Origin of the sequence: Leptospira ainazelensis, from assembly GCF_016918785.1 — a bacterium.
Classification (GTDB): domain Bacteria; phylum Spirochaetota; class Leptospiria; order Leptospirales; family Leptospiraceae; genus Leptospira; species Leptospira ainazelensis.
In genome coordinates this window covers 73,799-96,161 of record NZ_JAFFPT010000027.1, presented here as the reverse complement: position 1 = coordinate 96,161, position 22,363 = coordinate 73,799, and the positions used below count along the sequence as shown (strand labels likewise).

The window sequence follows — 22,363 nt, the reverse complement described above, 5'->3', positions numbered from 1 at the left end:
TCTGAATTCAATTATACTACTTCAATTGGCACAAGCCGCCGGCGACGGAGACAAGTCTCCTTTCTCCACGTTACTCTTGATTCCAATCATGCTCGTGATCATGTATTTTCTCGTGATTCGTCCGCAAAGAAGCGAAGAGAAAAAACGCAAAGAAATGATCGAAAGCCTCAAAAAAGGCGACGAGGTCGTAACTTCTTCCGGGATTCACGGTAAGGTTGTGGAAATCAAAGACAACAACGAAGTTGTGGTCTTAAACATCGCAAAGGATACGAACGTTTCCTTCACCGCTAGTACGGTTCTGAAAAAGAAACAAGCAGACAAATGAAAAAAGCGGCGGTCTCCATTCTACTCTTTCTATTTCTTGGGAACACGGTTTTGTTTTCCCAGGACGGGGAAGAAATCGACTTCCTCGAAAAGGTTGCCGAACCCAAAAAGACCGTCAGCAAAAAGTCAACCAACTCGACGACTTCTTCTTCCGCAAAGTCTTCCAAGAAAAAAGAAAAGAAAAAGTCGAAGAAGAAAAAATCCAAAAAATCTTCCACTTCTCCTCAAAACCCGGAAAATTCCAAGAAGAATGTGGAACCTTCGAACAACGGAGAGGAGACTTCCAATTCCGGAAACAACTCTCAGAACAATTCGAACCCATCCAATTCTTCGAATACGAACACTCAAACAAAAGAATCTTCCTCTCGGAATGTAGAAGAGCAACAACTCGCGAGCGCATCCAAAGTGGACACGGGAGATCTTCCAAAACCGTATTGGGTAAACGAAGAAGTAAAGGTCAAACCGACCGGGCTCCCGGGTTATACTGCCGCTGCGGAACCTGAAAAAATCGAACAGGGGCCTTCTTTTCAATCCCGTCTTTCCGACATACTCAAGTTAGGCGAAGATAAAAAAAAGGAAGAAGAGAAAAAGAAAGTTCAGGAAGGACAAAAGTCCGGATCCTTTACCGGATTTATCTCCGACTATAAAAAACCCATCATCATCGTAGTATTTATTTTATTATTTGCTTTGTATCGATTGAAAGCGGGAAAATCGCGCGGAAGTTCCGGTCGCAGATCCCCGGTGACGATCAATAAAATGAGAAGAGACTAGGAGTTCCCCTTTGAAATCTGCGACATGGATTTTCCTGCCGCTCGCCATTATTTTAGCGGCCACCGTTGTACTGTATCCCAACTTCGCTCCGAGAGAGTTGGAGCTTGCGGTTAGAAAAGAATTTGCGTCCCTTCCGGAAGCGCAAAAAAAAGAGATCCTCTCCAAGTTTGAAAAACGCTGGAACGCGGAATACAAACAATCCGATTGGGTCATCTCGCCTTCTCCTCTGGACCTGAAAGACGAATCGTTTCTTTTGGTAAAGGGAAGATTTGTAACTTCCGCAAAGATCAATCAGATCTCGCAGGAGAATCCGGAACTCATCCTCGAAGCAAAAAACAAACTTCGTCCAACGTTTGTGGAAGAATGGATCACAAAGGGCCGTCCTCTTACGATCAAACTCGGTCTCGACTTACAAGGCGGGATGAGAGTCGCAATGAAAGGGGATTTCGAAGACTACGCCTCCAAACTTCGTGAAAGTTATATTAAAGAAATTGAAAATTTAAAAAAAACGGTAGCTGATCCTTCTTCCGACGAAAAGGAAAAGAAGAAGGCAAAGGATCGTCTGGAAGAGATCGAAAGTTATTTCGAACTTTCTCCAAGCCGTAAACTTTTGGAACTCGAAAAGGCGAAACTCATCATCGACAACCGTCTCACGAGTCAAAACTTAACGGAACCCCAAGTTAGGATTCAAAAAGATCAGGATTCGATCGAAGTTTCCCTTCCCGGCGTGACCAACTCTTCTCAGATTTTGGAAATCATCCAGAACACCGAAACGGTGGAATATCGTCTGGAAGAATCCGAAAATTCCGCAGGGAACGGGCTTACATATTCCGCGATTATTCAACAGGAAGAAAACAAACTTCTGGAAGCCGGTAAAAGAGAAGAAACCGACATCGTTAAATATCAGAACATCGTAAAACAAAAACTCGGAAAAGCGGAGCAGGATCGATTCTTACAAGCGCTTGAAGACAAGTATAAAATTCCAAAAGACAAATACAGAGTTTTTGCGTATTGGAAACGAGGAAACAGTCAGAGTTCTCCTCAGCTTCCGAGAAACTTTATAGTTCTCGAAAAGGCGATCGCTCTGGACGGAAGAGATATGAGGGACGCAAGACCTGCGTTTGAGAATAATTCTTTCGGTTATATCGTTTCCTTTACTCTTACTAGCAGCGGGGCCGAAAAGTTTTTCGAAATCACTTCCCAGAACAAAGGAAGAAATCTCGCGATCGTTTGGGGAGACAAGGTAGTTTCCGCTCCTACGATCCGAGGCGCGATCGCGGGCGGTATGGCTCAGATCGACGGTTCTTTTACAAAAGAAGAAGCAGTGGATCTCGCAAACGTGATCAGCGAAGGCGCGCTTCCGATTCCTCTTCGTGTATTGGAAATGCGCTTTATCGGACCAACTCTCGGGATCGAATCGATCGAAGTTGGTATCAAAGCCGTTGGAATCGGATTTATTCTCGTGATGTTCTATATGCTTTTGATTTATAGACTTTCCGGAATGGTGGCAAACATCGCGCTTTTTGCGAACATCATCATTCTGAGCGCTCTTCTTTCTTTGATGGGATTTACGCTCACACTACCGGGTTTTGCGGGGATTATCCTCACGGTCGGTATGGCGGTGGACGCTAACGTGATCATCTACGAAAGAATCAAAGAAGAATTGCTGGCCGGTAAGTCCGCGTCCGTCGCGGTCGCTCAAGGTTTTGACAACGCCTTCTGGACGATCATCGATAGTAACGTGACTACTTTGATTTCCGGAATTCTGATGATCCGTCTCGGAAACGGCCCGATCAAAGGATTTGCGATCACACTTTGTTGGGGTATCGTTACTTCTCTTTTTACCTCATTATTCCTAAGTCGTCTGATCATGGATCTTTTGGTCAATAAGCTGGGAGTTCAGAAACTCCAGATCGGCTTTAAAAAATTGGAGTCTTAAGAATGTTTGATTTTATAAAGTATAAATACGTCTCTCTCGCAGCCTCTATCTCTCTGATTCTATTCGGATTCGGTTATACGTTTGTAGTTCACGGAGGGTTTGCGAATTCTCTCGACTTCAACGGCGGACTCAGAACGGTCATCGAATTCGATAAAAGTGTAGATCGCAAAAAAATTGAGAACTATTTCTCGGAAAATAAGATCGAAGCCGTTCTTCTCCTTTTGGATAAAGAGAAGAATCACTTTCAGATCGATATCGGACTCGGTTCCGTCGATGCGATTCTTCAAAAATACAAAGAAAAAAACGGCCTAAAGGCCGAAGACAAGGTGGACGTTTCTGCGATCGACGCGTTGATCGCGATCTTAATCGCGGATTTCGGAATCACTAAAGGTCAAGTATTGAGTGCAAATCAAGTAGGAGCCGTGGTCGGCGGTGAATTGTCATCGACCGGAGTGACACTTCTCGGACTCACGATGGTGATCATTCTTGCTTATATTAGTTTTCGATTTCAGTTTAAGTTTGCTCTGGGAGCGATCGCCGCGCTTACCCACGACTTGGTTTTGACCATCGCGTTTATCGGATTTTTTCAGATCAAACCGAGCGTTCCGATCATAGCCGCGCTTCTGACTCTACTCGGATATTCGATCAACGATACGATCGTTGTCTTTGATAGAATTCGGGAGAATGCCGCTGGAAATCTGAACGAAACTTTCGGACAAACTATCAATTCTTCGATCCACCAGACGTTGGGAAGAACGTTTAACACTTCTTTTGCGACCTTGATTTCGATCGTAGCGATCATCATCGGAGGAGCGACCGAACTTTTCGATTTCGCTTATGTTCTAACGTTCGGAATCGTCATCGGAACCTATTCTTCCATCTTTATCGCCGCGCCTCTGGTTGATATCTACGATCACGTTTCAAGAAGGATTCGTGCCTGATGTCTCTCCTCCCGGAATCTTTTCGGGAGGAATTGCGTAAACTTGCCTTTCTCTCCACGGGTGAAAGTTCTCCGAACCCGCCCGTTTCTTGTCTCATCACAAACAGAGACAATACTAAAATTTTAGCACAGGGAAGAACATCCCCCACGGGCGGGCCACACGCCGAAAGAAATGCATATTCCGAATTTCTAAAGAACGGATTCTCCGATACTCCGCATAACCTGTGGGTAACTCTCGAACCCTGTGCACATCACGGAAAAACACCCCCTTGTCTCGATTTGATTTTGGAATACAGACCGAAAACCCTTTATTACGGATGGAAAGACCCAAACCCATTGGTGAAAAATAAAAACGGTTTGGAAGAATGCCTGCGGCAAGGAATCGACGTCATCCAAGATCCGACCTTGCAAAAGATCGCGGAGGAAAGTCTTTTCGGATTTTCATCCCGATTGGAAACACAAAGTCCTTCTATGATTCTAAAAACTGCGGTTTCGAAAGAAGGTTTTTTTGCATCCTCCGATAAAAAAAGAACTCAACTTTCCGGAAAACTTTCTTCGTATTACACGTCTTTGCTTCGCGCGAAATGTGACGCCGTTCTTGTGGGACCGGGGACGTTGTTTTATGATATTCCGGGATTGGATTTTCGATTTCCGAAAGCAGAAACTTCGGAGGTTCGAAAAAATCTTACGAAAGAATTTCAGGAGACCGAAATAATTCACGTTCGGGAGTTTCGCGAGAATTCTTCCGGAGCGTCCGCTCTTCTGAAGAATGTTTTAAAATTCGGAATGGATTCCGATATTCAGAGGATTCACGGAGTTTTTGAAAACGCGTATCAACCGTATCGAGTTTTTATTATATTCGAAGAAATGAATATAACAGAAGAATTTCTTGAAAAACAAAAGAGGATCAACGAAAGAGTCGGTTCTCAAAAGTGCGTTTTTCTGATCCGAAACACCGCGGTTCTCGGCGAAAAAACAAAAGAAGAGCTGGGAAAACTTTCCGAGAGGGAATTGTTTTTTTTCGATTCTACAAATCTCGCGGAAGAAACCTTAAAAATTCTTTCCGAGATCGGAGTCAATATTCTCCTTGTGGAAGGCGGAAATCTACTTTATGAAAAGTTTCAGTCTAAGATGAAAACAAACGATGTAATTTTAAAAATACAAACCGCAACTTCCATTCGGGAAGGAATCCAGCCGAAGTTGAAAACTGACGATTCCACCTTGCTCTGGAAGTCGAAATTGGAAGAAGATATCTGGGAGGCGCATAGATGTTTACGGGACTTGTAGAAACAACCGGAAAAATTTTAGAAATCAAAGACACTTCGGATGGAAGGGATTTTTTCGTAGAAACAACCTGGATACAACCCGATTTGAAACTCGGGGATTCGATTTCAGTAAACGGATGTTGTCAGACGGTAACGGAATTTACCGATAAAGGAAGTCGTTTTCGATTCTATTCTAGTTTTAAAACTTTGGAACTCACAAACTTCGGAAAACTCAAAATCGCTGAAGAAGTGAACTTAGAAAGAAGCGCCTTGCCGACGACTCGTTTGGGCGGGCATCTTGTGAGTGGACATATCGACGGAACCGGAAACATTCTCAGCAAAGAAGAAAGAGAAGGTGGAAGCGTCGTCTGTTATACGGTAAAAAACGATTCTTCTTTTTCCAAATACATCGCTCCGAGAGGAAGTATCACTGTGGACGGAATTTCTCTGACCGTAGTGGATTCGAGACTCGAAGAATTCGACCTAGTTCTCATCCCGGAGACTCTAAAAAAAACCAATGCCAAAGCCTGGAAACCGGGAAGTATTCTCAATTTAGAAATCGATCTGGTGGCGCGTTACTTGGAGCAACTTCTCAAATATAAATAGTTTATAATTCGAACTATTTATTGAGAAAGTTGGATTTGATTCCAAAGATTTAAGTTTCTGTAGCCAAATTTTAGTCCAATAGAAGAGATGGTAACTAAAAGCTATGATCCAACCCATTGAGAACGCAATCGAAGAAATCAAATCCGGAAGAATGATCATTCTTGTGGATTCGGAAGACAGGGAAAACGAGGGAGACCTCGTAGTCGCGGCCGAATTTGCGGATAAGGAAAAGATCAATTTTATGGCCACCTTTGGTCGGGGGTTGATTTGTATGCCGATGGAAGGGGAGAGACTGAAAAAACTCGGTCTCAACCGGATGGTGGATGATTATTCTCTAGGGGATAAACACGGGACGGCGTTTACGGTTTCCGTGGACGCAAAACACGGAACTTCGACGGGGATTTCGGCTCAGGATCGTGCTATCACGGTGCAGGCTCTTTTGGACGAAAAAACTGTTTCCGCCGATTTGATGCGACCAGGGCACTTGTTTCCTTTGCAAGCGGTTCCAGGAGGAGTTTTAAGAAGGGCGGGCCATACCGAAGCAGCAGTCGATCTTTCAAAACTTTCCGATCTTTATCCTGCGGGAGTGATCTGCGAGATCATGAACGACGACGGGACGATGGCTCGTCTTCCGGACTTGGAAAAGTTTGCGGAAAAACACGGACTCAATATTTATACAATCGAAGATCTCATTCGTTATAGAAGGGCTAAAGAGAATCTTATCCGTTTGGAAGTGGAATCCAAACTTCCGACCGAATATGGAGAGTTTACGATTCGAGCTTATTCCACTCTGATCGACGATAAGATTCATGTCGCATTGATCAAAGGGGAAATCAAAAAAGAAGAAACGGCGATGGTTCGAGTTCATAGCGAATGTCTGACGGGGGATATTTTTTCCAGCAACCGTTGTGACTGTGGTCCTCAGCTTCACGCCGCTTTAGAGATGATCGCGAAAGAAGGTCGTGGTGTCCTTCTCTATATGAGACAGGAAGGCCGCGGAATCGGACTAATCAATAAATTAAAAGCTTATAATATTCAAGATAAGGGATATGATACGGTAGAAGCCAACGAAAAACTCGGTTTCGCGCCGGACCTGAGAGACTATGGGATCGGAGCTCAAATTCTAAGAGAAATCGGAATCGGAAAGATGAAAATTCTTACAAACAATCCGAGAAAGATCGTAGGTTTGGAAGGTTACGGTCTTGAAGTTGTCGAAAGAATCCCGATCGAAATCCAGCCCGGTTCAGATAACCACGGTTATCTGATGACTAAAAAATTAAAACTGGGGCATATACTAGGATTAGGTTGAAAGTTTTTTAACGGAACTTGTCGGAGTTCCTACAGAATTTCTGAGATATAGATTCTTCTTGATTTAATTAGAATTTTCTGATAGAGAGGAATTTGCCCGAGGTTTTCCCGCCACCCAAGATCGGTATAAACTTATTCATAAGTGGACTGAATCTCTAAGAAAAATCAGTCGTAACAACGACAGTCTTCTGTAAAATGAAAGCCTCGCCCTGCGTAGCGACCCATCGGGAGCTATGCACTGAGTTCCTTGGGAGCCTGTTGAAAAAGAAAATCAGAGAATCTCTTGTGATTCGATCCGAATTTTGTCTTGGTATCTTTCCAGGGGCGATTATTTTGCAATCGACCGTAAAGACTTTAAATATCTGTAAAGTGGATATCCAGTTCTCCGGCTTTGTAACAACGTTCCACTGCATATCTCCCTTCCTGCAATTTATGAATGAATTTCTTGATCCGAGTCTCTTTCGTTCTTGGTAATCTTTCACCGAATCTTTTGAATTTCCTGTTAAATAGGCGATACCGATCGTTTCTTTGTGAAAATCTATTCCTACATATATTTCATTTCGTGCCTTCTGTCATTTTCTTGTCTTGTGATAAATGCAAAAGCTTGCATCTAACCCACGTTTTTCAAGTCCAGGAAGGTGTGCCATTTTGTCTAAGATAGTCTTTTGTGGGAAAAGGGCGGAATGGCCGCAAAAAACTTCGAGAAAATACTCGGAAAAACTGTTTTTTTGAGGGAATCGCCTCCGATTGAAAGTGATCCAGGAACTGAAATGGGTATGGGATACTTAACGTTCAATGCGGATGAAGAAATTTCTTCAAGTCTTCAGGAAAGTCGAATGGATACCGTAACTCTGTTGATTCCGGAGAGCACTTTGGATCGGTTGGGCGTGAGTGTAAAGGACGCAAAATCATTGCCGAAAAAAATTCCCCAATTGCTGAGAAGGTATGGAAAATATCTTACCTCGACGAGACGGCTTGGAGAAAACGCACGTAAGACATTGTATCAGCCGAGTCCTGGAAAAGAGAAAATGAAACGAGTGAATATCCGCCTGAGTACCGGGAGCTGGACTTATTTAGGAATGCTTGCGCAGACACACGGTGTCTCCCGTTGTTATCTTTTTAATTATCTGCTGTGGTTGGAAGAGTTGGGAGTCGGGGATTCTATCGTGGAGACAGTGAATGCGGGAGCTCCCGCATTTCACAACTGTTACAGTTATATCCTTCATCTCGATCTACGATACAATCTTGTTTTTCGAAGACTTCAAACCGAACCTGGCTCCCTTTTTTACGTTTTAGATTACCGAGATTGGTTTCCGAATTAGTCAAAAGCGTTTTTCTACGAAATCTACCCGGAGTCATATCGAATAACAACTTTTTCGACACCCCCTTCTGCACCCGGACAAAAACTATTTTATACAACGAACTCCTGCGTAATTGCTCAGATTATCCCAGCGAATTTCGCCTTTGAAAATATACAAATTAGAGGCTCCATTCTCACCCATCGAAATCGAGGAAGACCAATACCGTTTCTCTTCCTCCCATCTATGGAAATCGTTTCAAAGTCGATAAGGCCGCTTTCATTCCAAGAAATACCGTCTCCGAAATAGATCCTCGATTTCATTTTTATGAACTTTTCGAAATTTGGAAATAAATGTATGATCCAATTCTTCTCCATCCAAAAGATAGATCAACTCTACCCTGAGTTTTGATAACGTACAAGAGTTCTCTCGTCGAAAGATTGCCGATTAAGATGGAATAGAAAAGGGCCGAAATCACTTTCTTCGAAGACGAAACAGGTCGACCCGACCAGCTTCGTCATTTTGATAATTCTTCTCGAAGTCCTCAAAATCTAAACGTTCCATGACTTTCTTAAATCCGTGGATCGGATGTCCTCTTTCTCCGAACAATTCCTGAAAGTCTAAAACATACATCCTCAGCAAATTCGGATCTGTATTCTTGAACTTTGCCATTGTGCTAATCTAGCAAATTCGTAAATATTGCACCTCTTTTTCAACAGGCTCTTGGGTGGAGTGGCGAGGGGAAAACTCCGGGTGATTTTGCTATATCACGGAATTATAATTTTGCAAGGAATATTCTCTTTCAGAGCTTTTGTAGGAACTCCACAAAAATGCTGAAAGTAACCCTTGTTGATTCCAAATATTTTTTCCAACTTGTGGGTAAGGTTACGCAAGAACAGGGCGGGGCGCTCGACTTTCACGAGAAAGTTTTGTCGGAATTCCGACAAAACTTTCCTTTCTCTGCGGGGTTCTAAATTCTTATCTACTTCCCGAACTTCTTTCTCAAATTTTGAAACAAAACGCCTCCGTAATAAACAAGAACACTCGCGATGAGCGCGAACGGAAAAATCCACAACAAATAATAACTCAGTTGTAAAAAGGCGTTTAAGATTCCGACAAGCGCGTTTTTATATTCCGGAACTTGAATCGCGTCCGGAGGTGTCGGTGTTCCGAAACTGACGGAGATCGTAGCCCAACTGACTCGGTCCTTGATCTTCCAGGTTTCCTGTTCCGCAAGGTCGAGCTCGTCCTCGCTTCTCTCGATCGATTCTTCGATCACTTCCCAGTTTTTGGAAGCCGCGCCTATTTGCTGATTGGCGTTGTTTCTTCTTGAAAGACGGATTTTTTCGCGCGTTGTCTTTCGTTTCTGCCAGACCATTCCTTCGGTGTGATCGATCGTCGAGATGTCTTCGGAGATCAAAACCCCGAGTTTGTCGAGATCCAAAAGCGCTTCGTATAACTTCGCGGTACGAACGTGCATTTTCACGCTCATAAACGGAGTTCTGGAATTGATCGCGGAACTGCTTTCCAAATAACCGTATTTGGCGATATAGTCTAAAAGTTCTTTCCTTGTCTTTACGAGATCCTTACATTCATAAGAAAGTTGAATGTTGTATTCGAGCAGTCTTTCCGTTGTAAGTCCAATCGGCGCGAAAATTTTTCCCAGTTGATCGTCGGTTTTATCAAAAGAATTTTTGTAACCGCTTTCTTCCTTTTCACTCGAAACTTTCTTTGAGTCTTCCGAAGGAGCCATCGGTGAACCAAGTTGCCCGGAAACATCGGCGCTTCTCATCGCCGTTTTTTCAGCTTCCCCGGAGGCGGTTTCGGAGCTAGGTTCTTGTTTTTTGCTACATACAACGAGCGCAGTAATACAAATTGTTAATAAGAATAGAATCGATTTTTTCAAGGTTATTTCTCCGGATCAGAAGTGCGTTTTCGAATTCTTTAACATACGAAAGGACCGAAATTCTCTCGGAAAAGGTTCCAATTACAACTCTAAAAATCAATAGAGCCGCGTTCCAAAGCGTAAAGAAACCGCTTTGAACACTCGGAAAACTTGCAATAAAAAACGATGGAGTTCCTACGCTCGACGTTTTGGGTTATATTCTTCCAAAAAAAAGGAATGATCGACTGATATTAAGGAGCGACTCTAAACTTCTTCCAAGAAGAATCCGGATTCTTCTCAAACACAATTCGATCGTGAAGCCGACTCGATCTTCCCTGCCAGAATTCGATCCTTTCCGGTTCGACCGCGTAACCTCCCCAGTGATCGGGAAGGTCCACTTCTTTTCCTTCGAATTGGGATGAAAATTTTTGAAATCTCTCTTCTAAAAATTTCCGATCCGGAATCACCTGGCTCTGGGGAGAAGAGTGGGCGCCGATCTGAGATTCCCTCGGCCTGGAATGGAAGTATTCTTTGGATTCTTCTTTGGAAATTTTTTTCACGTTTCCTTCGATTCGAACCTGACGTTCCAGTTCGGACCAAAAGAAAACAAGACAGGCTCTCGGATTTTCTTCCAATTCTTTTCCCTTTCTACTTTCATAATTTGTAAAGAATTGAAAAGAACTTCCGCTGATTCCTTTTAGAAGAACGGTTCTTGCATCCGGCTTTCCGTCTTTGGAAGCCGTGGCCAAGGTCATCGCGTTGACTTCGAAAACTTCGGATAAGACCGCTTCCTGAAACCATTTTTGAAAAAACTCGATCGGATCGTTTCCGGTATCCGCGGTGTCCAAAGAAGAACGGGTATAGTTGCTTCTAATGTCAGCAATTTTTGAAGTCATTTCTTTTCAGAAAGCATTTCCCGCTCGAAAGTAAAAGTAAAAATTAGAATCCGATTTTCAATTTTAAGAATTCTCCTCTGTTCGTTAAGGAAACCTTTCTTTTTTTTGGAAATGAAACCGGAATAAAAAACGGTCCCAAAGAATTAGAGGACTTCGACTATGATCAGAGTAAGGTCGTCTTGGATCGCGGATCCTTGTAAAAATTCGTTGAGATCTTTTTGAATTCTTACAAGTTGTTTTTCGGGCGTCGAAAGATCGGAAGTGCGGATCGATTCTAAAAAACGAATCTCTCCGTATTCGTTTTTACCGCCGTTGAATTGTTCGTAGACTCCGTCAGTAAAAAGAAAAATTCGATCGGCGGTTTTCAACTTCAATTTTTCGGAATAGTATTCATAATTTTTTTTCAGACCAAGGATCGCTCCGGTCTTGTGCATCCATTCAGCCTTTCCCTCTCTCAGAAGAATTTGAGCGGGATGACCTGCGGAAGAATATTCCAGCGTGTGTGATTTTACGTTGATGTCTGCGACGATACACGTGAGATACAACGTTTTGAATTTTTCAAGAATCACGAAATTCAATTCTTTCAAAAGATCGGCCGGCGATTTATGGACTTTTTTTAGATGTTCGTATTCGCTTTTGATAGCCATCGTGATCAGCGCAGCCTGAACTCCGTGTCCAGTCGCGTCCGCCACAAAAAAACGATACACCCCGGGTTTGAGTTCGAAAAGATCGTAAAAGTCTCCGCCCACCTCGTCCATGGGTTGATAAGAAACCGAATATAAAATTCCCGCGAGAACGGGATGTTCCGGAAGAATACTTCTCTGAATTTTTTTGGAATAAAGAAGATCCTTCCGGATGATCTTTAAGGAATGCATCAGCTCCTGAGTTCTTGATTCTACCTTCTTTTCCAATTCGGAGTTCAACCGCGTGATGTCTTCATAGAGTTTAGCATTTTCTAATGAAATAGCCGCCTGCGAAGACAGTATTTCGAGAATTTCCAATCTGTGTTCGTCGAACACGCCGTAGGTCAGTCGATTCTCCAGATAAAGAATGCTCAAAATTCTACCCTGTTTTGTGATCGGAAGACAAAGAAGAGACTTAGGTTGGTGGGTCGCGATATAAGAATTGAGAGAATACAAGGATTCTTTCGAAGCGTTTCCAAGAAGAGTTCTTTGCCCGGAACGGTAACAATAGTAAACGAGTTCGATCGGAAGTAGTTCTCCCGCCGCTTCCAAAAGCAAAGGTTCCGGTAAGACGTTTTCAGATTCTTCGATATCTTGTCCCGTTTCGACGTAAAGTCCGTTTTGTCTGGGAAGAATCAGAAATCCTCTCGTAGCTCCCGCGTTTTCCATGATGGTCCGCATCATCTTTTTTAGAAGTTCGTCCTGTTCTATAATTCCCGAGATCGATTGTGAAGACTTGAGAACGCTCCTGAGATCGAGATTGTCCGCTGATTTTAGAATCGTATCGAGTAAGGCTTCCTCTCTTGTATGAAGTAAAAAGCCGGTTTCATCGTCGATATGATCCCTGTTCGCCTGGATGAGATCGGCTTTTTTCGAAGCTCCCCAGGAACGATATTGTTTTTGCGCGATTTTTAAGAGATAATTCCCGTATTGTTTTCTACCTCTGGAGATTTCCCAAGAACCGGCGAGTTCGTTGACGATCGCTTTTCTCAGGTTGTTTTCAGTTTTGGAAAGCGCGGAAAGAGCGTGTTCAAAACAGAATTCGGCCGTTTTATAGTCGTTCTTAAAATTGGAATATTCCGCTTTTAGAATGTAGTAGTGAGTCAAGAAGTTGGCCGGATAAACCTTGGACCAGGTTTTAAAAAGAGACACGGATCCCCGGATAAAAAGGCGATCCATCAAAGAAATTTTTCTTCCGTTCTCCGACGCGCGGATCAGAAGTAAGGAACGATAGAATCTGTATTCCGAATAGATGAATATAGTTCTGGATCTCTCCAGATCCTCTTTGAATTTTGCGAACGTTTCGAGTCCTTCCTCCCAATTCCCGTGAAGATAGGTTTCCTTCCCTCTTAGAACCGCATACCAAGCAAAGGCGGTTCCGTTGCCGCAGGGAATCAAAATTTTATTTTCGAAAGTTTCCAGGGAAACTTCCTGGTCCTTGTAAAAGACGTTAGGTTTTTCGCTTCCTTCCAAACTTCGAATAAAATAATCCGAACTCGCGAGTACGGAATACGTGATTTCATAGTTTAGGTTTTCCGCGCGTTTTGCGTCCTTTGCTAAAACCTCGCGATAACTTTCGGAATTTTCAGAATGATACAATTGATAGATCGAATGCGAAATCAAGGAGAATGCGGCCCAGAGATAGTCTCCGTATTGAATGCTTTTTTGATACGCGTCGTCCGCCAAAAGGACGAGCTTTGAAAATGGATGTTGAAAGTAGTCCAAGAGCATATTCTTTCCAAACAAGAATCTTCCTCTCAGACGATCCGTGTTAAAAAGTGTAAGAATTCTTTCTCCAAGTTTCCAATAACGAAGCGAGGTTTGGAAGTTTCCGGTGACGGCAAAAACTAAAGAACCGAACCCGGCATAACCGAAAAAGCTGACCGGAGAATTTCCTTCTTTGAGAGTGATGTTCATCAGTTTTAAAAATAAGAACACAAAGAGTTTGCTGTCGAAATGTTTTCCATAGTTCAACATGTTCGTGAGAATGTTGATCACTTCGATCTTATACGGATTTTGATTTTTCTTTGCGTCTTCCAGGATTTCGGGACTTCTTCCTCTTTGATAATAGATCATCTTGAGAAATTCAAAAAGAAGAACTAACACTCCGGGTTTTTCCGGAAAATACTCTCCCATCGACTCTAAGGCCTTGATCCCCACCTTGTAAGCGCCCTCCAAGTCGTTTTTTGCGTTCATAACTTCGAGTTGCATCAAGTGAACGTCGGCGATTTCGATTCTGTCGTTTAGATTCTCGAGCAGAATTTGAACCGCGTTCTCCGCTTCCGATGTTTTGGAAAGAAAGTAGGCGGATTCGGCGAGGGATTTGTAAATCTGAACGGTTTGATCTTTTTTTTCCTTCCAGGATTCTTTCGTGATCTTTTTTTTGAGAAGGGTAAAAAGCGAATAAGCGGTGTTAAACGCAGCCGAAAGTTTCGCCGCGTTTCCTGCGAGAAGAATGTAATGGATAAAAAGATCGACTTCTTCTTTTGAATTTAGAATTTTCTGAGCGCGGATAAGATGATTCGCGATTTGAGGGATTCTCTCCTGTTTTGGAGAATTCCGATCCGTTTGGATCAGAATCCAGGCCAAACTTTTGTGAATTTCGGCGCGATCTTCGGCGACGATCGATTCGCTGATCACTTGATTGATCTTATCGTGAGAAAAACGAAACGTGATCCCTTCAAAAATGGAATCGCGTTTTATCTCTTCTTCAGTTCCGTTTTTAAGAATTTGAAGAATCGGATAAAGACTGACTTGCGATTCTTGAAAGATGATGATTCCTCGTCTGATACATTCCCGAATTCCAGTTTCGATGATTTCGGGAGAATCCTGAAAGTAACGGGAAAGGGTTCCCAAATCAAAAAGACCTCCGATACAAGCGGCGACTTTTAAGAACTTCAGAGTTTCTTCGGGAAGTCTTTTGATTTCTTCGGTAAGCAGATCCAGGACGTTTTCGGTTACGGTTTTTTTTACGATTCCATCCCAATCCAAACTCCAGATCCCCGAACCTTCCCGATATTGTATAAAAGATTCGGTATAGAGAGCGTTAAAAAACTGATTGAGAAAAAAAGGATTTCCGTTTGTTTTTTGATAGAGAATGTCCGCCAGTTTTTCCGCGTCCTCCGTCTTGATGTCCAAACTGTCCGAAACAAAACTGCGAATCATCGTTCGATCAAGGGGTTTCAGGGAAATTTCCTGCAGTAGAATTTCAGAACTTAATAATTTATTTCTAAATTGATTTAAAAATTCGGAATTCTCCTCTTCGTTTCTGCAGATAAAAACGAAAAGCATCCCTTCCCAATCGGTTTGTCTGGAAATGAATTCGATAAGAGCTATCGATGCAGGGTCGGCCCATTGTATATCGTCTAATACGAGTAAGGCGGGACTTCTCCGGTTAAAACAAATCGAAAGAAAACGGAGGATGACGATAAACAAAAATTGATCGTCCTTTTGGCTCGGGTTTTCCGCCGGCTCCGGGGAAATTCCGATAAGACTTCTGATTTCGGGAATGAGCTGGACTAAAAGTTGAATGTTTTCTCCGAGGGTTTCTCTCATCCCTCTTCTTAAACTCTGAATTTCATACTCCGATTGTGTCAAAAGGTGATTGGAAAGTTCCACGAGGATTTGTCTGAGCGCGTAGTAGGGGATTTCCTTTTTGTCTTCGTCGAACTTTCCTTTAAAGATTCTTAATGCGTTGAAGTCAGTAGAAAAAACGGAATCCATCATAAGGGACGTTTTGCCGGTTCCCGATTTTCCTTTGATAAGGATCGAAGCTCTGACCCCCGCGTATATAGAAGAAATCGAATCCTCTATGATTTTTTTTTCTTTATCCCTTCCGTAGAGTTTTTCAGTGATTCGGAACTTATCCTTTTTTTCGGTGGAGGCCGGGATAAATTCCAAGATACTTTGGCTGGAACGGATCGAGTCGTATAAAATTTTCAAATCGTTGGAAAGGGTTTCCAAAGCGAAATATCTTTCTTCGGGCATCTTCGAAAGAAGTTTCATGACCAGGTTCGAAATTTGAATAGGGATTTCGGATCTTCTCGTGTGCACCGGAACCGGAGCTCTCGCGATATGAGAATGGATGATTTCGAGCGGGTCGTTGGATTCAAACGGAGGTTTACCGGTGAGAATCTGATAAAAAAGCGCGCCTAAGGAATAACCGTCGGATCGAAAGTCTACGGTCCGATTCATTCTTCCTGTCCTTTCCGGAGAACAATAGGCGAGTAACGTAGGCGAGATTTGGAGAGGAGCAAGGTTCCCTTTTTCTCCGATGAGAAGAGAAGAAGAACCGAGCCAGGCGAGCATCGACTTTCCTGAATGAGAATCGTAAAAGAAGGAATTCGGACTGATCTGGTTGTGGAGTATTCCCTTGGAATGAAGGGCTATGAGATTTTCCGTAATGGAAATCGCGATCTGTAGAAACTCTTGGATCGGAAGAGAATCCGCTTTGTTTAAATGATTTCCTAATAAGGAGGATTCGATGTTATCGTAGACAAGACAATACTTGTCTTGGATTCTTAAAATCCTTTCAGGCTTTAGAATCTGATCATCGTCCACTAACTTTCCGATTTCGTATTCGTTTAGGAAATAGAAAGAATCTTCCTCTTTTATCTTCTCCTTTTGTATCCGGAGAATTTTGGTTTCGGATTCTTCCTCTAAAACGCCTCTACAAATGCTGGAAACGTGGTCTTCCAATAGTATCTCCCTGATTCGGAAGGAAGAAAACTTTGTTTCCGTTCGAAAAGGCATTTTTTAAGTTCTACGTTTGGAAAATATGTAAACGTAGTAAGCATCCGCTATAAAAACCAAAACGCCCAGACATAAGACGAAGTATTCTTTCGGGAAGTAGAGGAATAAGAATACGGTAAAAAATACGGTTCCTAAAAATTTACACCAGGCGATCGGATACGAAAATAGTTTAGAATTTCCCATACTCAAAAATAAAACGGGATACATTCCCGAAATAAAAAGATTGAGAATGTATGCGGAATTCGAACCTGTAAAAAGATCGTATCGATTTATGTAATAGGTGTAGATCAAGGCGCCCCAGGAAATCAATAAAACAAACAGTAAAATTCTATATTCTAAAATACTGATGGGTATTTTGAATTGTTTTTGTCCGAATCGAATCACGTTGATAAAGATGAAAATATCCAGAATAAACGCGATCTTGTATCCCCAGTTTAGGACGATCCCCATGTCCTCTTGGATTACGAATCCCCAGAGGAATTCCCAAACTATGTTCCCGCAGGCGATAAAGACCGGCATTTCTATAAATTGTTTTCGATTGGAATCCGCGATCAACGCGTAGTAAACGTAGGCCCAGAAGATCACTCCTACAAATAGAAAGAAATTTTCGAGCGGGGAAAATTTTCCGAGATAATACGGGTCCGTTAAAATTTTTTGCCAGAATTCCATTGTTTTATACTCCCCAGTTCCCTTTCAGAGAAGGTGGAATTTGAAATTTTGCTTTTTTACCCTTATAGTAAAAATGATCCATCCCTAGGATAAGTTTGGATGAAAAATGAGAAACAAGTTTTTGAAAATGATCGTTTCCGCTTAGGGTTTTGTCGAAGTCCATCATGATTTTCTCAAGTATCTCTCCTAAAATTTCCTTTTCTTCCCAGGGAATTCCAAGGAGGTTACAGTTCTCCTTTCCTAAATAACTTTGAAGAAAATAGACGGGAACCCCGTCCAATAAATTTCCAGGCAACATATATTCCATAAAATCTAAAAGTGATTTGGCAAGAATTTTCCCGGCTTCCGATGGTCTTCTCTGGTCCTGAAAGATCGCAAGTCCCATCGCATACGCATCCTCGTTTTTTTCGGGAGAAAGCTCCGGGAGAACACCCAGGATATGTCCCACAACTCTCCAAAGATGTATGAAGGAGTTTTTTTCATCCGTTGAAAGGGTTATGCCCGAGAAAGCCAGCCCGTCCAAGATCAAACTCGAAAAGGATTGAAGAGTTCCGGCCATATCTTCCTGATTGATAGGTTCCCCCCATTCCGAATTCCATTGACCTGACTGTTTTATAAAATGCCGAATGGATGCGTGCATGAGTCTTACCTTTTGCGCCACTCGGATTCCGTCTCCTTGAGGAGAGAGACCACCTTCTTGTAAAACGGAAACGACGAACTGGGTTGTTTCCATCAGTCTTCGATAGACCTTGTCAGTGGATCCATTCTGTTCCACCAGTCTTCCGGTATGAACGAGGACTTCCGCTCCGTTTCCACAAGTATAACTCATCGGCAAAGACTTGCAACAGAGGATCATGAGTATCTGAGGTCCGAACGAAGTAAAAATCTTTTCGGCGATCACTATCTGTTTTGGATCGGCCCACTCCGGTAATACACCCGTCTTTTCAAAGTAGTCTTCGAAATAGTCGGGGAGTTCGGATGGGATCGGTGCGAAATTCTTTGTGAGCGTATTGAACAGTATTAAACTTTTGAGTTTTTCTTGGTCGCCGGATTGAAAATAATCCTCTATGATCTGATCGGCGTAAGGATCGGTCATAGTTCTGTATTTCGTAAAATTTTGCATTGAACTTTCCTTATTTGAGTCACAAAGTTTCCATATCCTGGATACGCTGAAAAGAAAAATAACTTTCCAAAATTCTAAAATTCGAAAGAGTTTGCCAATGCAAAATGCGAAAATCTATTTTCCAAAACATTCAAAAATTTTTCTTTTTGTATGTATCGTTTTTCTGATGGGTTTTTCTTCCTTGTTCGGCGTCGGTCTTTTTCAACCATCGCATAATACACGCTACGCGGGAATGGGAGGCGTAAATCTTGCGATCGGCGGTTCTCCTATGGATATCGCGACCAACCCGGCCAATCTGACAATCAATCAAAAAGGCGGTTTGGAATTCGGTATCGGACTTCCATACATTCGTTCCACTTATAAGGATCGACTCGCGGATCCGAACGCGGATTACGCGTATACTAATTCTCAGAATTATAATATTCTTGCACCCCTGCCTTATTTTGGTCTCAACGTTCCGATCACGAATCGATTGAATTACGGAGTCGGAGTTTATATTCCCGGCGGAGGAAACGGACAAGTGGATGGGATTCTCAGGGTGACGCCTAACGGACAATCGTTTCGGGATTGGTCCGGAATCGATATTCCGGGACCGATAGGAGACAGCAAAAAGATCAAGGAAGATCTTTTGACGACCTTTTACGTAGTAAAGATGACTAACGCGTTGGCTTACAAGTTCGGGAATCTTTCGGTCGGTCTCGGTATTGAGGCGATTTATTCCAGACAGATCGCCTATCAAAGATTTTACGATATCACTCATACGCTCGAAGTTCCGGGACAGGGTTTCGATTATCGAAGTAGAAACGCCTATTCCATGGGGGCGATATTCGGTCTCACTTATTCGTTTACGGATTGGTTCAAGGCGGCGTATTCTTATCAGGCGAGAAATATTCTTCCCTTGGACGGGGGAATGCAGGTCGGAATCGGGGATGCAAACAATTATAGAAGAACGGGGGTTTCGGCGACATTCAACCTTCCTGAAAAACACGGCGTAGGTTTTTCTTTTGGGAACGAGAATTTTCGTTTGGGAATCGACTTCCTCTATTATAATTATAATTCGTATAATCAAACGTTTAAACAGACCTTAGAAGATCCTTGGTTTCCGACCGCATTCGGAAAAACTAACACTGTCTCCCAGAATATTGCCTATCACGACGCTTGGGCCGGAGCGATCGGTTTAGAATATAAGTCAGACTCCTTTGCCTATCGGACGGGCTATCGTTATAACACGGGTGTGGTACGTTCGGAAGGAATGAGCGCCTTACAAGCCGGAATTATGGTTCAACAGTTGGCCACTCTTGGACTCAGTTTTCTTTCCGGAAACTGGAGTTTTGATTTTGCGATCAATTATCTTTTTTCGAGAAAGATCGTCGCGTCCCAAGGAAACGACTGGGCGGTTTTACATTCCGTTTTCGGTCCGAACGACATTCGAGTTCTCAATTATTCCCAGTCCTTACAATCGGATGTTCCGGCGATCTTGTTCGGCGCTTCCTACCGATTTCAGTGATATCTTATTGATCGGATCTCTTCTCTTCTTGACCTCACAAGGGTTGCGGGGTTATCTATCCGTCAATGACTTCGCTGGATTGGGAAACGATTCGATATCCGGTTCTATTGACCTTGGGAGTGAGCGCTCTTTCCACGTTGTTCGCGACCGTCTTAGGAGTGTTAGGCGCATATCTTTTGTCCAAGGCCGGTTTTTTTGGAAAGGAATTGTTGGATTCGATTCTCACACTTCCGCTAGTTTTGCCTCCTACCGTTCTCGGTTATTACCTTTTGGTGTTTTTTGGAAAAAATGGAATCGGAGGATCCTTTCTATCCGAATATTTTCATTTTAGCGTTTTGTTTCATTGGTCCGGCGCGGTGATCGCTTCCGTGTTGGTTTCCTTTCCGCTCGTCTATCGGTCTGCAAGAGCCGCCTTCGAAAACGTGGATTCCGACTTAGAAGATACTGCAAGGACATTGGGACGGGGAAATTTTATAATTTTTTGGGAGATTCTTCTTCCACTTTCTTGGAGAGGAATTTTAGCCGGATCGATGTTAGCTTATGCAAGAGGAATGGGAGAATTCGGAGCTACGCTTATGATCGCAGGCAATATCCCCAATAGAACCCAGACTCTTTCCCTTGCAATCTACGACGCAGTACAATCCGGAAACGACGCGGTCGCTTTTTATCTCGTAGTTTTAACTTCGATACTTTGCGTGTTTATTTTGACCGTTTCGACAAAACTTTTTAAAAAATCGTATTGGTAGAATATAAGGTAAAATGAATATACAAAGAATCAAAATCGTATTCTTCCTTTTCTTTTTCCTTTGTTTATCTCCGATTTTCGGAGAGGAGAAAAAACAACTTATAGTATCGGCCGCATCCAGTCTGACTCAGGCGTTTACTGAAATCGGAAAAGAGTTCGATAAAAAACACGGAATCAAAGTTTTATTGAACTTCGCCGCATCCGGCGTTTTACTCCGGCAAATTGAAAACGGAGCTCCCGCGAGTATCTTTGCTTCTGCGGATCAAGAAAGTGTGGAAAAAGGAATCAAGAAAAAACTTTTTGATCGAAAGTCCAAGAAGAATTTTATAAGAAATAGACTGGTTCTGATCGTCCCGATCTCCGGATCTTCCGAGATTCGAGTTCTTTCTCAACTCGAGGAAGCGTCCGTTCAAAGAATAGCGATCGGAAATCCGTCGACCGTTCCCGCAGGCAAATATGCGAAGGAAGTTTTAGAAAGAGAAGAAATCTATAAAACCCTGGAACCGAAATTTATTCCCGGAGAAAATGTAAGACAAGTTCTGGACTACGTCGCGCGAGGCGAGGCCGACGCCGGTTTTGTTTATAGAACCGATGCTCTGCTTTTTAAGGAAAAAGTCCGAATTATGATCCACGATCTAAGTACAGAACCGATTCTTTATCCGATCGTGATTGTCTCCGATAACGTTCTACCGAAAGAGTCCAAACTTTTTCTGGAATTCTTATCAACGCCCGAAGTGGTCAAAATCTTTGAAAAGTATCATTTTGAAAGGATGGACCCGAGTCTTCGTTAACTTCCGAGACTGCGGTCCTGACGATTCTTGGATCGACTTTAGGTTCGGAATTAAACTTGGACGGGTAGGCAAACGTTTGAAATGAGAGCCTGTAGCGCTTGAAAAGCAAAGACGAGTAAAAACAGAATGTCTCTCGAAATTAAAATTCAAAAAACGTTACTGGATGGAAATCGGAAGTTCTTTCTCGATCTTGACTTTTCTTTTCAGAAAGACTTTTTGATGATCTACGGACCTTCCGGATCCGGAAAAACGCTGACTTTGAAAACGATTGCGGGTTTGATTCGACCGGATAAAGGTAGAATTTCGTTTTGTAAAAACTTGTTTTTTGACGGAGAGAAAAAATACGATCTTCCTGTACAAAGACGCAATGTCGGTTATCTCCCCCAAGGTTATTCCCTTTTTCCTCATCTGACCGTTCGAAAGAATATTGAATTTCCTTTGAGACGATCGCCGCTGATTCGACTTAAGGATTCGGATCAAAAGAGGATCGAGGAAATATTAGAATTATTTGAAATTGATACTTTTGCCGAAAGTTATCCTAAAAATCTTTCCGGCGGGCAAAAACAAAGGGCTGCCCTGGCTCGAGCGCTTGTAAAAAAACCGGACCTTCTGCTTTTGGACGAACCGTTTGCCGCCCTCAATTCGGAACTAAAAGATAGAATGAGAAACGAATTGGAAAAAATCCAAAAACTCTATCGAATCCCCGTTTTGATTGTCTCTCACGATCAAAGCGATTCTACATTCTTCTCCGGAGAAACTCTTACGATCGAAAACGGCAGTATATTCAAAAAATAGAATTTTCAGAGATTGATTCGTATAAAAAAAATAGATTTTTAGAATTCCGTTTTGCATCCGACTTTT

General features: G+C 42.6%; 17 protein-coding genes and 2 pseudogenes. 12 read left to right on the top strand and 7 right to left on the bottom strand.

All coding sequences use genetic code 11. The features are described 5' to 3' along the window. Position 1 precedes the first annotated feature (1 nt). The 7 genes from yajC to JWG44_RS08005 all read left to right on the top strand — a co-directional run bounded on the left by yajC (position 2) and on the right by JWG44_RS08005 (position 7,154). Positions 2–325, top strand: coding sequence for a preprotein translocase subunit YajC (gene yajC, locus JWG44_RS08035; RefSeq protein ID WP_205274520.1), 324 nt, complete (start codon positions 2–4; stop codon positions 323–325). Then, positions 322–1,095, top strand: a complete 774-nt coding sequence (locus tag JWG44_RS08030) for an SRP-less Sec system protein (RefSeq protein ID WP_205274445.1) — start codon at positions 322–324, stop codon at positions 1,093–1,095. The genes yajC and JWG44_RS08030 overlap by 4 nt, the downstream gene beginning before the upstream one ends. A gap of 10 nt (positions 1,096–1,105) precedes the next feature. Then, positions 1,106–3,034 carry a protein translocase subunit SecD gene (gene secD, locus JWG44_RS08025; RefSeq protein WP_205274444.1) on the top strand — a complete coding sequence of 643 codons (1,929 nt, stop codon included), beginning with the start codon at positions 1,106–1,108 and terminating at the stop codon, positions 3,032–3,034. Between the two features lie 2 nt (positions 3,035–3,036). Beyond that, positions 3,037–3,975, top strand: coding sequence for a protein translocase subunit SecF (gene secF, locus JWG44_RS08020; protein WP_205274443.1), 939 nt, complete (start codon positions 3,037–3,039; stop codon positions 3,973–3,975). After that, positions 3,975–5,261: a bifunctional diaminohydroxyphosphoribosylaminopyrimidine deaminase/5-amino-6-(5-phosphoribosylamino)uracil reductase RibD gene (locus JWG44_RS08015; protein ID WP_205274442.1), complete on the top strand. Its 1,287-nt coding sequence runs from the start codon at positions 3,975–3,977 to the stop codon at positions 5,259–5,261. Before secF ends, JWG44_RS08015 begins: the two co-directional genes overlap by 1 nt. Next, positions 5,243–5,845 carry a riboflavin synthase gene (locus tag JWG44_RS08010; protein WP_205274441.1) on the top strand — a complete coding sequence of 201 codons (603 nt, stop codon included), beginning with the start codon at positions 5,243–5,245 and terminating at the stop codon, positions 5,843–5,845. Before JWG44_RS08015 ends, JWG44_RS08010 begins: the two co-directional genes overlap by 19 nt. 103 nt (positions 5,846–5,948) lie before the next feature. Beyond that, entirely contained in the window at positions 5,949–7,154 is a 1,206-nt protein-coding gene (locus JWG44_RS08005; RefSeq protein WP_205274440.1) for a bifunctional 3,4-dihydroxy-2-butanone-4-phosphate synthase/GTP cyclohydrolase II, read from the top strand. Positions 7,155–7,431: 277 nt separating this feature from the next. On the opposite strand, the pseudogene JWG44_RS22260 reads toward JWG44_RS08005, so the two are convergent. Then, positions 7,432–7,707 (bottom strand): annotated as a pseudogene (locus tag JWG44_RS22260) (IS110 family transposase); the annotation flags it as partial. Between the two features lie 222 nt (positions 7,708–7,929). Here JWG44_RS22260 and JWG44_RS08000 point away from each other — a divergent pair. Further along, positions 7,930–8,475, top strand: coding sequence for a DUF1564 domain-containing protein (locus tag JWG44_RS08000; protein WP_205274439.1), 546 nt, complete (start codon positions 7,930–7,932; stop codon positions 8,473–8,475). Between the two features lie 209 nt (positions 8,476–8,684). On the opposite strand, the pseudogene JWG44_RS22745 reads toward JWG44_RS08000, so the two are convergent. The 6 genes and pseudogenes from JWG44_RS22745 to JWG44_RS07970 all read right to left on the bottom strand — a co-directional run. Continuing rightward, positions 8,685–9,123 (bottom strand): annotated as a pseudogene (locus JWG44_RS22745) (transposase); the annotation flags it as partial. A 310-nt stretch (positions 9,124–9,433) separates the two neighbouring features. After that, positions 9,434–10,357, bottom strand: coding sequence for a DUF4349 domain-containing protein (locus JWG44_RS07990; RefSeq protein WP_205274438.1), 924 nt, complete (start codon positions 10,355–10,357; stop codon positions 9,434–9,436). Positions 10,358–10,587: 230 nt separating this feature from the next. Beyond that, on the bottom strand, positions 10,588–11,232 hold the full coding sequence (pdxH, locus tag JWG44_RS07985; RefSeq protein ID WP_205274437.1) for a pyridoxamine 5'-phosphate oxidase: 645 nt from the start codon (positions 11,230–11,232) through the stop codon (positions 10,588–10,590). Between the two features lie 143 nt (positions 11,233–11,375). After that, the gene (locus JWG44_RS07980) at positions 11,376–16,667 is read right to left on the bottom strand and encodes a trifunctional serine/threonine-protein kinase/ATP-binding protein/SpoIIE family protein phosphatase (protein WP_205274436.1); all 5,292 of its coding nucleotides are present in this window, start codon (positions 16,665–16,667) and stop codon (positions 11,376–11,378) included. A 3-nt stretch (positions 16,668–16,670) separates the two neighbouring features. After that, the gene (locus JWG44_RS07975; protein WP_205274435.1) at positions 16,671–17,336 is read right to left on the bottom strand and encodes a transmembrane-type terpene cyclase; all 666 of its coding nucleotides are present in this window, start codon (positions 17,334–17,336) and stop codon (positions 16,671–16,673) included. A gap of 4 nt (positions 17,337–17,340) precedes the next feature. Beyond that, a complete protein-coding gene (locus JWG44_RS07970; RefSeq protein WP_205274434.1) occupies positions 17,341–18,459 on the bottom strand; it encodes an oxygenase MpaB family protein in 1,119 nt (372 codons plus the stop codon). A gap of 97 nt (positions 18,460–18,556) precedes the next feature. Here JWG44_RS07970 and JWG44_RS07965 point away from each other — a divergent pair, with 97 nt between their 5' ends. The 4 genes from JWG44_RS07965 (at position 18,557) to JWG44_RS07950 (ending at position 22,297) form a co-directional block, all read left to right on the top strand. After that, entirely contained in the window at positions 18,557–19,966 is a 1,410-nt protein-coding gene (locus JWG44_RS07965; RefSeq protein WP_205274433.1) for an OmpP1/FadL family transporter, read from the top strand. 65 nt (positions 19,967–20,031) lie between these two features. Beyond that, positions 20,032–20,712 carry a molybdate ABC transporter permease subunit gene (gene modB, locus JWG44_RS07960; RefSeq protein ID WP_205274432.1) on the top strand — a complete coding sequence of 227 codons (681 nt, stop codon included), beginning with the start codon at positions 20,032–20,034 and terminating at the stop codon, positions 20,710–20,712. Positions 20,713–20,725: 13 nt separating this feature from the next. Then, on the top strand, positions 20,726–21,502 hold the full coding sequence (gene modA / locus JWG44_RS07955) for a molybdate ABC transporter substrate-binding protein (protein WP_205274431.1): 777 nt from the start codon (positions 20,726–20,728) through the stop codon (positions 21,500–21,502). Between the two features lie 126 nt (positions 21,503–21,628). After that, positions 21,629–22,297 carry an ABC transporter ATP-binding protein gene (locus JWG44_RS07950; protein WP_205274430.1) on the top strand — a complete coding sequence of 223 codons (669 nt, stop codon included), beginning with the start codon at positions 21,629–21,631 and terminating at the stop codon, positions 22,295–22,297. The last annotated feature ends 66 nt before the right edge of the window (positions 22,298–22,363 follow it).